The 13,117-nt window shown below is 64.3% G+C and carries 12 protein-coding genes, 4 tRNA genes and 1 pseudogene; 1 reads left to right on the top strand and 16 read right to left on the bottom strand.

Annotated elements, in window-relative coordinates:
• The 15 genes and pseudogenes from ACWEWT_RS37865 to ACWEWT_RS37795 all read right to left on the bottom strand — a co-directional run.
• Positions 1-1,817 (bottom strand): annotated as a pseudogene (locus ACWEWT_RS37865) (DNA-directed RNA polymerase subunit beta); the annotation flags it as partial.
• A 559-nt stretch (positions 1,818-2,376) separates the two neighbouring features.
• Positions 2,377-3,462: an ABC transporter ATP-binding protein gene (locus ACWEWT_RS37860; RefSeq protein WP_452565725.1), complete on the bottom strand. Its 1,086-nt coding sequence runs from the start codon at positions 3,460-3,462 to the stop codon at positions 2,377-2,379.
• Positions 3,463-3,720: 258 nt separating this feature from the next.
• Entirely contained in the window at positions 3,721-4,101 is a 381-nt protein-coding gene (gene rplL / locus ACWEWT_RS37855; protein WP_452565723.1) for a 50S ribosomal protein L7/L12, read from the bottom strand.
• 94 nt (positions 4,102-4,195) lie between these two features.
• Positions 4,196-4,735 (bottom strand): 50S ribosomal protein L10, encoded by a 540-nt coding sequence (rplJ, locus tag ACWEWT_RS37850; RefSeq protein WP_452565722.1) that lies wholly within the window; start codon positions 4,733-4,735, stop codon positions 4,196-4,198.
• 335 nt (positions 4,736-5,070) lie between these two features.
• Positions 5,071-5,634 (bottom strand): NADPH-dependent FMN reductase, encoded by a 564-nt coding sequence (locus tag ACWEWT_RS37845; RefSeq protein WP_452565721.1) that lies wholly within the window; start codon positions 5,632-5,634, stop codon positions 5,071-5,073.
• Between the two features lie 366 nt (positions 5,635-6,000).
• A complete protein-coding gene (gene rplA / locus ACWEWT_RS37840) occupies positions 6,001-6,714 on the bottom strand; it encodes a 50S ribosomal protein L1 (RefSeq protein WP_452565720.1) in 714 nt (237 codons plus the stop codon).
• A 199-nt stretch (positions 6,715-6,913) separates the two neighbouring features.
• Positions 6,914-7,348 (bottom strand): 50S ribosomal protein L11, encoded by a 435-nt coding sequence (gene rplK / locus ACWEWT_RS37835; RefSeq protein WP_030525641.1) that lies wholly within the window; start codon positions 7,346-7,348, stop codon positions 6,914-6,916.
• 83 nt (positions 7,349-7,431) lie between these two features.
• Complete coding sequence (gene nusG / locus ACWEWT_RS37830; RefSeq protein ID WP_452565718.1) at positions 7,432-8,208, bottom strand: transcription termination/antitermination protein NusG; 777 nt, start codon at positions 8,206-8,208, stop codon at positions 7,432-7,434.
• A 117-nt stretch (positions 8,209-8,325) separates the two neighbouring features.
• The gene (secE, locus tag ACWEWT_RS37825) at positions 8,326-8,730 is read right to left on the bottom strand and encodes a preprotein translocase subunit SecE (RefSeq protein WP_452565716.1); all 405 of its coding nucleotides are present in this window, start codon (positions 8,728-8,730) and stop codon (positions 8,326-8,328) included.
• A gap of 31 nt (positions 8,731-8,761) precedes the next feature.
• Positions 8,762-8,834: transfer RNA gene (locus ACWEWT_RS37820), tRNA-Trp, on the bottom strand.
• Between the two features lie 279 nt (positions 8,835-9,113).
• A complete protein-coding gene (locus ACWEWT_RS37815) occupies positions 9,114-10,166 on the bottom strand; it encodes a fused (3R)-hydroxyacyl-ACP dehydratase subunits HadA/HadB (protein ID WP_452565726.1) in 1,053 nt (350 codons plus the stop codon).
• 339 nt (positions 10,167-10,505) lie between these two features.
• On the bottom strand, positions 10,506-10,676 hold the full coding sequence (gene rpmG / locus ACWEWT_RS37810; RefSeq protein ID WP_011211653.1) for a 50S ribosomal protein L33: 171 nt from the start codon (positions 10,674-10,676) through the stop codon (positions 10,506-10,508).
• Positions 10,677-10,720: 44 nt separating this feature from the next.
• Positions 10,721-10,793 (bottom strand) — tRNA-Met (locus ACWEWT_RS37805).
• 69 nt (positions 10,794-10,862) lie between these two features.
• Positions 10,863-10,935 (bottom strand) — tRNA-Thr (locus ACWEWT_RS37800).
• A gap of 198 nt (positions 10,936-11,133) precedes the next feature.
• Positions 11,134-11,216: transfer RNA gene (locus ACWEWT_RS37795), tRNA-Tyr, on the bottom strand.
• Positions 11,217-11,411: 195 nt separating this feature from the next.
• Between ACWEWT_RS37795 and ACWEWT_RS37790 the strand changes: the two genes are divergently transcribed.
• Complete coding sequence (locus ACWEWT_RS37790) at positions 11,412-11,903, top strand: YajQ family cyclic di-GMP-binding protein (protein ID WP_452565715.1); 492 nt, start codon at positions 11,412-11,414, stop codon at positions 11,901-11,903.
• 17 nt (positions 11,904-11,920) lie between these two features.
• On the opposite strand, the gene htpX is transcribed toward ACWEWT_RS37790, so the two are convergent.
• Positions 11,921-12,790 (bottom strand): zinc metalloprotease HtpX, encoded by an 870-nt coding sequence (gene htpX / locus ACWEWT_RS37785; protein WP_452565714.1) that lies wholly within the window; start codon positions 12,788-12,790, stop codon positions 11,921-11,923.
• Positions 12,791-13,117: the final 327 nt, after the last annotated feature.

Here is a 13,117-nt window from a genome sequence, read left to right as displayed (position 1 = left end):
CGCTGCATATTCGCACCCATCAGGGCACGGTTCGCGTCATCGTGCTCCAGGAACGGAATCATCGCCGTCGCCACCGACACCATCTGACGCGGCGACACGTCCATATAGTCGACCTCGGTGGCGTCGACGAATTCCATTTCCTCGTTACCGCGGCGGCACAGCACCCGGTCCTCGACGAAATTGCCGTCGGCGTCGACCGCCGAGTTGGCCTGGGCCCGGACGTGCCGGTCCTCTTCATCGGCGGTCAGGTACTTGACCTCGTCGGTGACGCGGCCGTTCTCCACCTTGCGGTACGGCGTCTCGATGAAACCGAACGGGTTGACCCGCGCGTACACCGACAGCGAACCGATCAGGCCGATGTTCGGGCCTTCCGGGGTCTCGATCGGGCACATGCGGCCGTAGTGCGAGGGGTGCACGTCGCGGACCTCGAGGCCCGCGCGTTCACGGGACAGACCACCGGGGCCCAGCGCCGAGAGGCGGCGCTTATGGGTCAGACCCGACAGCGGGTTGTTCTGGTCCATGAACTGCGAGAGCTGGGAGGTTCCGAAGAACTCCTTGATCGCGGCCACGACGGGACGGATGTTGATCAGGGTTTGCGGCGTGATCGCCTCGACGTCCTGAGTGGTCATCCGCTCGCGGACCACGCGCTCCATCCGGGACAGGCCGACCCGGATCTGGTTCTGGATGAGCTCGCCCACGGTGCGCAGACGACGGTTGCCGAAGTGGTCGATATCGTCCACGTCGACCGGCACCTCGACACCGCCGGGGGCGGTCATCGTCCGGTCGCCGGCGTGCAGCCGCACCAGGTACTCGATGGTCGAGACGATGTCCTCGCGGGTCAGCACGGACCCGTCGATCGCCTCACCCGGGTGCAGGCCGAGCTTCTTGTTGATCTTGTAGCGACCCACGCGCGCGAGGTCGTAGCGCTTCTCCTTGAAGAACAGGTTCTCCAGCAGGGTCTGCGCGGACTCCTTGGTGGGCGGTTCGCCCGGGCGTAGCTTGCGGTAGATATCGAGCAGCGCTTCGTCCTGGCCGGCCGTGTTGTCCTTCTCCAGGGTGGACATCATGATCTCGGAGAAGCCGAAACGCTCGGTGATCTCCTCGGTCGTCCAGCCGAGAGCCTTCAGCAGCACGGTCACCGGCTGACGCCGTTTGCGGTCGATACGCACACCGACGGTATCGCGCTTGTCGACGTCGAATTCCAGCCAGGCGCCACGGCTCGGGATGACCCGCACACTGTGCAGATCCTTCTCGGTGCTCTTGTCGACGGAATGGTCGAAGTAGACGCCCGGCGAACGCACCAGCTGGGACACCACGACACGCTCGGTGCCGTTGATGATGAAGGTGCCCTTATCGGTCATCATCGGGAAATCACCCATGAAGACCGTCTGGCTCTTGATCTCACCGGTGTTGTTGTTGATGAACTCCGCGGTGACGAACAGTGGCGCCGCGTAGGTCATGTCCTTGTCTTTGCACTCGTCGATAGAGGCTTTGACCTCTTCGAAACGAGGATCGGAGAAAGACAGGGACATCGAACCGGAGAAGTCTTCGATCGGGGAGAGTTCTTCGAGAACTTCCTCGAGCCCGCCGACCAGCCCGCCGTCACCGCGAGCGGCTGCGCGCTCACGCCAATCCGGCGTGCCGACCAACCAGGCGAAAGATTCCGTTTGTAGATCGAGAAGTCCGGGCACCTCCAGCGGCTCCCGGATCTTCGCGAAAGACACCCGCAACGGAGCCCCCGGGATACCCCCGGAAACTCCCAGCTTCGTATTGGCGCTTGTCTGGGTGGAGACTGCCAAGATGCGTCCTTCCAGCACCTCACGCGCGTCGCGTGGTGGTCCGCGACCGTCGCTTGTCTGCTACATTTTGGGATTCTCGCTGGTCACGACCCGAACGAGACTCGAACAGCAAACAACGGAAGCAACACCGGAAGGGTGGGACTTTCGTAGTGCGATCAAGGAATGGACAGGAGGCAGCCAGCGCAACGTCCAAACCTACACCTACCTATACGGAGGTGTCAAAGTACCACCCCGGCGAAGCGTTGCGGGGCTGACGCGCCGGGCCGGTTCCGCTGGCTGCGTTCCGGTCCACGGGCAGAGCCTCCGACAACGAATTCGGCGCTGGCGGTCGTCCACTACCGACGGCGGCCGAAGCCGCCACCAATAGCGTGACTGGTCCGGCGAAACTCGTCAAGTGCCCGTGCCGACCTGGCGTCCTTCGGATCTCCGGCCGCACTACAAGATCAGTAATGTCTGCCCGTATCGCCGCTGTTCCGGCCGGATACGCCGCGCCGGAGGCGCCGGCCGGAGGCGCCCGGAACACGAAACAGCGCGCCGGGTACGGAACCCGACGCGCTGCTCTGGAAACAAGCTGTGTCTACACCTTGGGATACTGCATGGTGTCGAAATCCGACCCCGGGAAATCGTTACCACGATCACTGCCGGCGGGCCCGCTGGAGTTGTAGGACATGACCATCGTCTCGTCGTTCTGATCGAGCGATTCCCGGATGGCGACCTGCGCGGCGTGCGGCAGGGTGTGCATGATCTCGCGCACCCTGTTCTTACGCCGTTCCACGGCCTGCCGTACCGGCATACCCGGCTGGGCCTTCATCTGCGGGATGATGCCGTCGACCTCTTCGGCGCCACCGTGGTGATGACCCGCGTCCACCATGGCCTGTTCGCGCGCCATCTGGGCCTCGTCCTTTTCCTCGGACATACCGATGGGGCCGATCATGCGACCGTTGAGGAACTGCTTGACCACCGGCTCCTCGCTGGTGAGCAGCACCTCACGCGGGCCGAACATCACCAGCTGACGACGGAACAGCATGCCGATGTTGTCCGGTACCGTCCGGGCCAGGTTGATGTTGTGGGTCACGATCAGGATCGTGGCATCGATCTGGGCATTGATATCGATGAGCAGCTGGCTCAGGTACGAGGTACGCACCGGGTCCAGACCGGAGTCGGGCTCGTCGACCAGGATGATCTGCGGATCGAGCACCAGCGCCCGGGCCAGCCCGGCACGTTTACGCATACCACCGGAGATCTCGCCGGGCAGTTTGCCCTCGGCCCCGAGCAGACCCGTGAGCTCGAGCTTCTCCATGACGATCTTGCGGATCTCGGACTCGGGCTTCTTCGTATGCTCACGCAACGGGAAGGCCACATTGTCGAAGAGATTCATCGAGCCGAACAGCGCACCGTCCTGGAACAGCACACCGAAGAGTTTCCGGATCTCGTAGAGCTCCTTGTTGGAGCAGGTGGTGATATCGGTACCACCGATGAAGATGGAGCCGCGCTCGGGCCGCAACAGGCCGATCAGCGACTTCAGGAATACGGACTTACCGGTACCCGACGGGCCCAGCAGCGCGCTGACCTCACCGGCAGGCAGGGTAATAGAAACGTCCTGCCAAATCCGTTGTGAACCGAACGACTTGGTTACACTCTCGGTCCTGACCTCGACGCCCACGCCAACCTCCACATTTCTCAGCGAGCTACCCGCTTTGCACCACAGACCCGGTAGCGGTGCGTCACGTCACAGCGGGTCCGGTCACTGTAACCCATGGCACGTCCATAGCACACCCGACCTGACCGAAGAGTAACCATGGTTGGCGCGTTCGATACGGCAGAACCGTCGTTAACCAGCGCACGAGAAAAACCGCCCCGGAAATGAGAAAACAGGCGGCCCCCCGTGGGGACCGCCCGTTTCCGGCAGTGCCGGTCGGTATTACTTGACCGAAACCTTGGCGCCGGCGCCTTCCAGCTTCTCCTTGGCGGCCTCGGCGGCATCCTTGGCGACCTTCTCCAGGATCGGCTTCGGCGCACCCTCGACGAGGTCCTTGGCCTCTTTCAGGCCCAGGCCGGAGACGATCTCACGGACCACCTTGATGACCTGGATCTTCTTGTCACCGGCACCCTCGAGGATGACGTCGAACTCGTCCTGCTCTTCGGCGGCCTCGGCGGCGGCCGGGGCGGCACCCGGGATCGCGACGGCGGCCGGAGCAGCGGCGGTGACCTCGAACTTCTCCTCGAACTTCTTGACGAAGTCCGACAGCTCGAGCAGGGTCATGCTGCCGAAGGTTTCGAGCAGCTCGTCAACGTTGGCCATTGTTGTTTCCTTTCGATGGTGAATGTCTGTGCGGGCGAGCCGGAATCGACCGTTCCGCGAATGGGGACGCGAGCGTCAGCGGAGTATCCGGCTGTTACTCGGCGGCGGCTTCGCCGCCGTCGGCCTGCTTCTTCTCCTGCAGCGCGGCGGCCAGGCGGGCCACCTGCGAAGCGGGAGCGTTGAACAGACCGGCGGCCTTGGCCAGATTGCCCTTCATGGCACCGGCCAGCTTGGCCAGCAGGACCTCGCGGGATTCCAGATCGGCGATCCGCTCGACCTCGGACACGGACAGCGCAGCGCCGTCCATGTACCCGCCCTTGATGACGAGCGCCTTGTGATCCTTCGCGAAGGTCTTCAGCGCCTTGGCGGCGTCGACCGGTTCACCGGCGATGAACGCGATCGCGGTGGGTCCGACGAACAGATCGTCCAGACCCTCCACGCCGGCCTCGGCCGCAGCGCGCTTCACCAGGGTGTTCTTGGCGACGGAGTACGTGGCGTCGGCACCGAGCGCACGACGCAGTTCGGTGAGCGCACCGACGGACAGGCCACGGTATTCCGTGACGACTGCGGCCGTCGAGCCCTTGAACTGCTCGGCGATCTCCGCGACCGCGGCAACCTTTTCGGGTTTCGCCATACTTCGCCTCCTCTCTGATGTCGGTATGGAAATGCCCTACCGAATCAGGGGCCGGCAAAAGAACAAGCGCCCCGAACGCAGAGCGTTCCGGGGCGCGAAAGAGTATCTCCACACGGATGAACCGTGTTCGCTTCCAGCCTCGGCTCTCCCTGCGTGGGCCGCCGGCACTCTCGCCGGACCTTCGACCGATTCCATACGGAATCGACGACCAACGGTCTTCGGTAGAACGGATTGGTGGTGCCGAACTGGTCGACAACCTGATCGAGCATACCCGGACGCTGCCTCATCTGGCAAAACGGTCGCGATAGCGGGGTCGACCGGATACCCGGCCGGTCCTAGCCGATCTCGTCGTCGGGTGCGCGACGATCGCCCCCGGAACCCCGGCGGCGCGTAGCCAGCCCACGCAGTACTCTCCCCGCGCCGGCCCGGAACTCCGGCGAGACGACGAGCCCGTCCTCGCCGATATCCGCACGGGACAGGGGCAGTCGCGTACAGAGCGCCTCGTCCACATCAGCACCCACGTACCCCAGCACCTGTGCCAGCGCCGCCGTCGCGCCGCCACCGCGCCCGGACGCCGCGACAGTGATCCAGGCCGCGATCTTTCCGTACAGATCCCCGGTACCGACAGTCCAGTCCAGCAGGTTCTTCAGGCTTCCCGGCAGCGTGCCCGCGTACTCCGGCGTACAGAACAACACCGCATCCGCGACCGCCAGTTGTTCCCGTAACTCCAGAACCTCGGGAGGGGCGGGCTCGGGGGCCTCGGGGACGAATGCGGGCAGCGCGGTCAAGCCGCCGTACCACCGCGCCTCGATTCCGGCCGGCGATACGGCTCGGACGGTACGGAGGGCGGCCGAATTGGTGGAGCCCGCGCGCGTACTCCCGGAAATCAGCAATACCACCGTCACACACTGCGGCAACGATGCTCGCGGCGGAATTAGTCCGCCCGGCCGAGCCCCGACGCCGCGGATGCCGGCAACGGGACACGAGACGGCAACACCGGGGCTCGTCATGCTCGCGGATACGCCCGGCATGCGCGTGCCGGGAAAGCCCACCCGCGGTCGCGGTCCTCCGGTTGCTCGACCCGAGCCTCGGTCGTCCGCGTCGCGGACCCGGCCACGGCCGTTTCGCCCCGCGACCCGCGAATACAGCTCGGACGGCGATACGTTCGCGAGTATGCGAGTCGGCGCCGCCCGGTGATACACGGAAACGGCGGGAGCGTCGAGTGACGCTCCCGCCGTCGCGGTGATCCTGTTACGGGGTGACGCCTACGCGTCCTCCTCCAGGAGGTTGCGGGTGCGGTTCGGGTCCACCGGGATGCCCGGTCCGGTGTTCGTCGAAACCGTCACCTTCTTGACGTAACGCCCCTTGGCGGTCGACGGCTTGGCCCGCAGGATCTCGTCCAGCGCGGCACCGTAGTTCTCCACCAGCTTGCTGTCGTCGAACGACGCCTTACCGATGACGATATGCAGGTTGGCCTGCTTGTCGACCCGGAAGTTGATCTTGCCGCCCTTGATGTCGTTGACCGCTTTGGTCACATCGGTGGTGACCGTGCCGGTCTTCGGGTTCGGCATCAGACCGCGCGGGCCCAGGACACGCGCGATACGGCCGACCTTGGCCATCTGGTCGGGGGTGGCGATCGCGGCGTCGAAATCCAGCCAGCCGCCCTGGATCCGTTCGATCAGATCCTCGGCACCGACGGCGTCGGCACCCGCGGCTTCGGCCTCGGCGGCCTTCTCACCGGCCGCGAACACGATGACGCGGGCGGTCTTACCGGTGCCGTGCGGCAGGTTCACGGTGCCGCGAACCATCTGGTCGGCCTTACGGGGATCGACGCCGAGCCGAATGGCGACCTCGACGGTCGCGTCCGTCTTGGTGGTGGAGGTCTCCTTGGCCAGCCGCGCCGCGCTCAGCGGCGAGTACAGCTTGGTGCGGTCGACTTTCTCCGCGGCGGCGAGATACGCCTTGCTTCGTTTTGCCATGTTTCTCTGTCCTGTTTCTATCGGCGGCGTTCCCGGGGCTTCGTGATGCGCACCCGGCGCTCACGCCGCAATGTCCTGGTTCAGCTGTGGTTATCGGGCCTGGCCGGCCCTCCCACCGAAAGCGATTCGCGTTCGCCCCACGCTACTTCGACCCAACACCCGCAGGCGCCGAGGCCGTAGCGAAGGCGGAGGTACCGCCTCAGCCCTCGACGGTGATACCCATCGAGCGCGCGGTCCCGGCGATGATCTTGGCCGCCTGATCGATATCGTTGGCGTTCAGATCTTCCTGCTTGGTCTTCGCGATCTCGCGCACCTGGTCCATGGTCACCGTGGCGACCTTGTTGCGATGCGGTTCGGGCGAACCCTTCTGCACACCGGCGGCCTTCAGCAGCAGCTTCGCGGCCGGCGGGGTCTTCAGTTTGAAGTCGAAGGACCGGTCCTCGTATACCGAGATCTCGACCGGGATGACGTTGCCACGCTGCGATTCGGTCGCGGCGTTGTACGCCTTGCAGAACTCCATGATGTTGACGCCGTGCTGACCGAGCGCCGGACCCACCGGGGGAGCCGGGTTCGCGGCGCCGGCCTGGATCTGAAGCTTGATGATCCCGGCGAGCTTCTTCTTCTTGGGGGGCATCTTTCTTTCCTAGGGTGTGGTGTTCCTTGCTCTCTGCAAGCTCCGACCCGGGGTCATGCCCCGGGAAACACAGGCGCCGCCGACTAGATCTTGGCGACCTTGGTGAATTCCAGCTCGACCGGGGTCTCGCGTCCGAAGATGGAGACGAGCACCTTGAGCTTCTGCTGTTCGGCGTTGACCTCGGAGATGGTGGCGGGCAGCGTCGCGAACGGACCGTCCATCACCGTCACCGATTCGCCGACCTCGAAATCGACCTCGATGGTGGGCTTGGCCTTGGTCTCGCCGGCGGTCTCGCCACCGGCCGCGGCGGTGGCCGGTGCGGCCGCCTTCTTCTGCTGCGACGCCGGAACCAGGAATTTCACCACGTCGTTGATGGTCAGCGGCGAGGGACGCGAGGTCGCGCCCACGAAACCGGTGACACCCGGAGTGTTGCGGACCGCACCCCAGGATTCGTCGTTCAGATCCATCCGGACCAGGATGTAACCGGGCAGCACCTTGCGGTTGACGCTCTTGCGCTGACCGTTCTTGATCTCGGTGACCTCTTCGGTGGGCACCTCCACCTGGAAGATGTACTCCTCCAGGTCCAGGTTCTGCACACGGGTTTCGAGGTTGGTCTTCACCTTGTTCTCGTAGCCGGCGTAGGAGTGGATGACGTACCAGTCACCGGGAGCACGCCGCAGCACGGCCTTCATCTGCTCGACCGGGTCGGGCTCTTCCGCGTCGGCGGATGCGGGTGCGGCCTCTTCGGCAGCCTCGGGCGCGGCGTCGGACGCCGGCTCCTCGACGGATACGGCGGCCTCCTCGGCCGTCTGATCGTCGACCGGGAACTCGTCGGTGGTGTCGTTCTCCGGGGTGCTCACTGGGCACTCGCTTCCTGTGTCGTCACGTGCATCCTCTGCGTGCCGGGGGTTCGGGCACGGCGTCGGGCTCCGTCCGGCCCGCGGTGCGGATCGGTTACCGGCTCCGATATCGCCTGGCTAACCGAACAACCAGTCGACACCCTTGATGAACGCCAGATCCAACCCGCTGATGAACGCGACCATGAAGACCACGAACACCAGAACAACGGTCGTATAGGTGATCATCTGCTTCCGGTTGGGCCAGATAACCTTCCGCAGTTCCGCGATCACCTCACGCAGGAACTTGAACAACCGGACGAACGGATTACGCGACCGTTCGCGATCGGTCCGGCCGGACTTGGTCTCGGACTTACGCGTGGACCGATCGATCGTAGCGATCGAACCGGTATCGGACGCGCCCGATGAGGCGGACCGGCCCCGGCGAGCGGAGCGCTTTCCGCTCGGACGCTGCGCAGCAGCGGCGGCATCATCGCCGTCGTCGGCGCCGTATCCGCCGCGGCGGGTGTCCCGCTCGTCGGTCACGTCGATCCTCTCTCATCGCTGACATCCAGGGCAGGGGCGACAGGACTTGAACCTGCAACCGCCGGTTTTGGAGACCGGTGCTCTACCAATTGAGCTACGCCCCTTCGGCCGAATTCCGACACTGTCGGGAAACAGCCACACTGCGATATTCAATTATCAGCGCTGGTGTCACACAACACGCGCGCCGCTCCGGCAGCGCCGGCCCCGTCGGCGGGGCCGGTCGAAACCGGATTCTGCTCGAGCCTACTCGGCCTACTCGGCCGGTATTTTCGAACCCCGCCTGGAACCAGCCTTGCAGAGCAGCGCGCATCGGCTGGTGACCCCAGAATCCCGAGTGTACGGCACGGTCGGCGGCGGAAGCCAATCAGGGTCGCTCGACCAGGTCAGGACAACCGCACGGTAGCCGTGGCCCGGCCGAAGATCTTGCGACCACCGGACTTCGCCACGATCGCGATCACCGCGGTCTTCGTCTCCGGATCCAAGGATTTGACCTTGCCGGTGAACTCGACCTCGGCCGGTTCGGTGGCACTCACGAATACCGGACTGGTGAACCGGACGTTGTACTCCTTCACCGCGCCGGGATCACCCAGCCAGGAGGTGACGAAACCGCCGCCCAGACCCATCGAGAGCATGCCGTGCGCGACACAGGTGTCCAGATCCACCAGTTTGACGACCTCGTCGCTCCAGTGGATGGGATTCGCGTCGCCCGAGACGCCGGCGTAGTTCACCAGATCACCGCGGGTCAGCTGGACGATGCGAGCGGGCAGTTCGTCGCCGACCGAGACCTCGTCGAACGACCGGGCGAACCGGACCGGCACCACATCGCCCACCGCCGGGGCCGGGACCTCGTGCCGGGTGCGCGGGGTGTGATCGGGCACCGCCGCGTCCATCCCGTGCATGAGGACCTTGCGGACCGCATCGTTCAGATTCGGGTCGATATCGCCGCCGCTGCGGCCGACCAGAGTGGTGTAGGTGGTGAGAACGAGTTCGTCACGCTGATCGGTGACGATGTTCTTGGTGACGATGATGTCGCCACCGAATGCCTGCCGGAAAGAATGCAGATGCACATCGCAGATCAACTGGTCGCCGACCACGATCGGCCGGTGGAACTCCAGGATCTGGTCGGTCTGCATGATCTGGCTCAGGTCGTAACCGGTGACGACCGTTTCGAAGAGCTTACGCTGGGCCAGGATCCCGATGAGGGAGATGAAGGTGAGCGGAGCGACCAGGCCGTCGTAGCCGAATTCCAGGGCGATATCTTCGTCCCAGTGGGTCGGATGGCTGTCCTGGACGGCACGAGCGTATTCCCGCACCTTTTCGCGGCCGACCTCGTAGTAGTCGTCCACACGATAGTGGTGACCGACCATGGCGGCCGCATGCGCGGCGGGATCGAACTCCGCATCCGTCGCGACCGCTTCGTCTGTACCGGTGTTGATTGTCACGGGAGGACTGTACCTATCTGACCCCGCAGCACGGAGTCTGCACGGCGGCTGGACGTCGGGCCTGAAGATAGAAGTCGGCGTGACCGAGAAGGGCCGAGTAGCCGCCTGATCATTACCGCGACCGGCGTTCGGCCGCGGATCGGTGGTTCGCGTCACCACCATAGGACCAGGACGCCGCGATCGGGCGGTAATACGGAACCCGCAACACCCTCGGCCCACCGCCGGGAAAAATTCCGGCGGGAATCACCGTGATGTCGTGAACATCCGACACGCCGAAAAACCGCGCGCGGACGCTCGGGGACCCGCTGCTACCGCAGCGGCGTCACACGAGGATCAGCGGGATTCGCGATGCGCCCGGTGCGTACCGCAGTTCGGGCAGAACTTCTTCAGTTCCAGCCGATCCGGGTCGTTGCGCCGGTTCTTCTTGGTGATGTAGTTGCGATGCTTGCACTGCTCGCAGGCCAAGGTGATCTTTGGCCGGACATCGGTGGACTTCGCGGCCACGATATGCCTTCTTTCCGGTCAACCAGAGGGTCAATCAGTATGGGTAGCGATGGCCGGACTTGAACCGGCGACACAACGATTATGAGTCGTTTGCTCTACCGACTGAGCTACACCGCCTTACGTACCATCTGCAACGGCGACGTCGCGGCTTGGAGTGCCGAGTCGGACACCACCGGCAATCCGGCGAGCCCCCTAACGGAATCGAACCGTTGACCTTTTCCTTACCATGGAAACGCTCTGCCGACTGAGCTAAGGGGGCACGACCTCTCAGCAGCGGAACCGACGACGTCGTACCCGTTGCCTCGAAGACTTGAACGAGAGTACACACTCACCGCCATGAGCTCCAAACCGAGAGGTCAGAGCATATTTTCCGATGAACGGGCCGACTGCCTCCCACCCGGCAGCGGACCGCGGAAGAACAGAACCCCCGCCGGTGTTCACCGGCGGGGGTTCGGAGTGGCAGGTGTAGGATTCGAACCTACGTAGGCTTTCACCGACAGATTTACAGTCTGCTCCCATTGGCCGCTCGGGCAACCTGCCTCGTACCGCACTCTTGATCTTTCGATCGCTTTCCCAGTGCGCTCAGCAGGATACAACGAACCCGCACCCCGAATGCAAACCCGCTGGCCAGATCGCTCGAACAGCCCCGATCACCATGGCGGCGCAGTCCCGCGGCACCGACGAGGTAGCTTGCGTAAGCACCCCGGGTGATCCAACAGCGAACAGGAGCGCAGTGTGGCCGATTCATCATTCGACATCGTCAGCAAGGTCGAGCGGCAGGAGGTCGACAACGCCCTGCACCAGGCCGAGAAGGAACTGAACACGCGCTACGACTTCCGCGGCACGGGTGCGGAAATCGAATGGTCCGGCGAGGACAAAGTAGTGCTCACCGCCGAATCCGAGGAGCGGGTGAAAGCCGCGCTCGAGGTGTTCAAGGAAAAGCTCATCCGGCGGGATATCTCGCTCAAGGCCTTCGACGCGGGTGAGCCCGTCGCCTCCGGCAAGACCTACAAGATCACCGGGACCCTGGTCCAGGGAATCGATTCCGAACACGCCAAGAAGATCTCCAAGAAGATCCGCGACGAAGGCCCCAAAGGCGTCAAAGCGCAGATCCAGGGCGAGGAATTACGCGTCAGCAGCAAGAAGCGCGATGATCTGCAAGCCGTGATCTCGCTGCTCAAAGGCGACGATTTCGGGATCGCCCTGCAATTCGTGAACTACCGGTAGCCGACCGGCCCGAGCCTTCAGCGACCGGCCATCTGCTCCAGCCGCGCGATCCGATCCGCCATCGGCGGATGTGTCGAGAACATCCTGGCCATCCGATCACCGGTGCGGAACGGATTCGCGATCATCAGATGTGACTGTGCGGTCAACCGGGGCTCGGGCGGCAACGGCGCAGCCTGCACACCGCGCTCCAATTTGCGCAACGCCGATGCCAGCGCCAGCGGGTCACCGGTGAGTTCGGCACCCGACTCGTCGGCCTGGTACTCCCGTGATCGCGATACCGCGAGCTTGATCAGCCCCGCGGCGATCGGGCCCAGCAGCGAGACCAGCAACACACCGAAGATATTCGGACCGGAACCACCCCGGTTACCGCCGAACGCCGCCGCGAAATACGCGAAATTCGCCAGCCCGGATATCACCGCGGCCATCGCTCCCGCAACCGAAGAGATCAGAATATCCCGGTTGTATACATGGGAGAGTTCGTGCCCCAGCACCGCCCGCAATTCCCGCTCGTCCAGAATTTGCAGAATACCGCTGGTACAGCACACCGCGGCGTGCCGCGGATTACGCCCGGTAGCGAAGGCGTTGGGCGCATTCGTGGGACTTATGTACAGCCGCGGCATCGGCTGCCGGGCGGTCGTAGCCAGCTCACGCACTATGCCGTAGATCGCCGGCGCCTCGATCTCGCTCACCGGCTGTGCCCGCATGGCCTTCAACGCGAGCTTATCGCTGTTGAAATAGGCATAGCCGTTCATCGCCACGGCGAGAAGGACCGCGACGACCAGAATGGTCGGGTTCCGGAACGCCGCCCCCGCCAGCACTATCAGCGCGGAAAGTCCGACCATGAGACCGAACGTTTTCATCCCATTCGCAAACCCGTGCCCGTGCATAGCACTCCTGTATACGTGGCGCGCGACACGACGCGCGAGTTTCGGCCAGAACCGCTACCACAGGACAACGACCACAGCCCGGCCGAAGTTCCACATACCGGCTGCCCCGACACCCCGCGAGACATTCCCCGACATATGCCCGCCCCGGCCCCGCAGTTCGAACGGACGAAAACCCACCCCCAACAGACCCGCATGCCGACCGGACAGTCAATGCCCCCGCAACCCACCCGAGTCGAGTCATACGAGACACCACAAAGGGTTGAGGCCCGTCCCGCCGTTCAGGCCTCGAAGCGCATGCGCCGAAGGCGCGAGTCTCGAGGCCTGAAC

The sequence above is a fragment of the Nocardia sp. NPDC003963 genome (assembly GCF_053605105.1).
The sequence above is the reverse complement of the archived record's forward strand: the minus strand, read 5'-3'. Positions and strand labels throughout refer to the sequence as shown.

What these genes read in the sequence shown, in the direction of transcription:
- rplJ (WP_452565722.1), bottom strand. Translation starts at nt 4,735, where the DNA reads ATGGCGAAACCCGAAAAGGTTGCCGCGGTCGCGGAGATCGCCGAGCAG.
- rplL (WP_452565723.1), bottom strand. Translation starts at nt 4,101, where the DNA reads ATGGCCAACGTTGACGAGCTGCTCGAAACCTTCGGCAGCATGACCCTG.
- rplA (WP_452565720.1), bottom strand. Translation starts at nt 6,714, where the DNA reads ATGGCAAAACGAAGCAAGGCGTATCTCGCCGCCGCGGAGAAAGTCGAC.
- htpX (WP_452565714.1), bottom strand. Translation starts at nt 12,790, where the DNA reads ATGCACGGGCACGGGTTTGCGAATGGGATGAAAACGTTCGGTCTCATG.
- rplK (WP_030525641.1), bottom strand. Translation starts at nt 7,348, where the DNA reads ATGCCCCCCAAGAAGAAGAAGCTCGCCGGGATCATCAAGCTTCAGATC.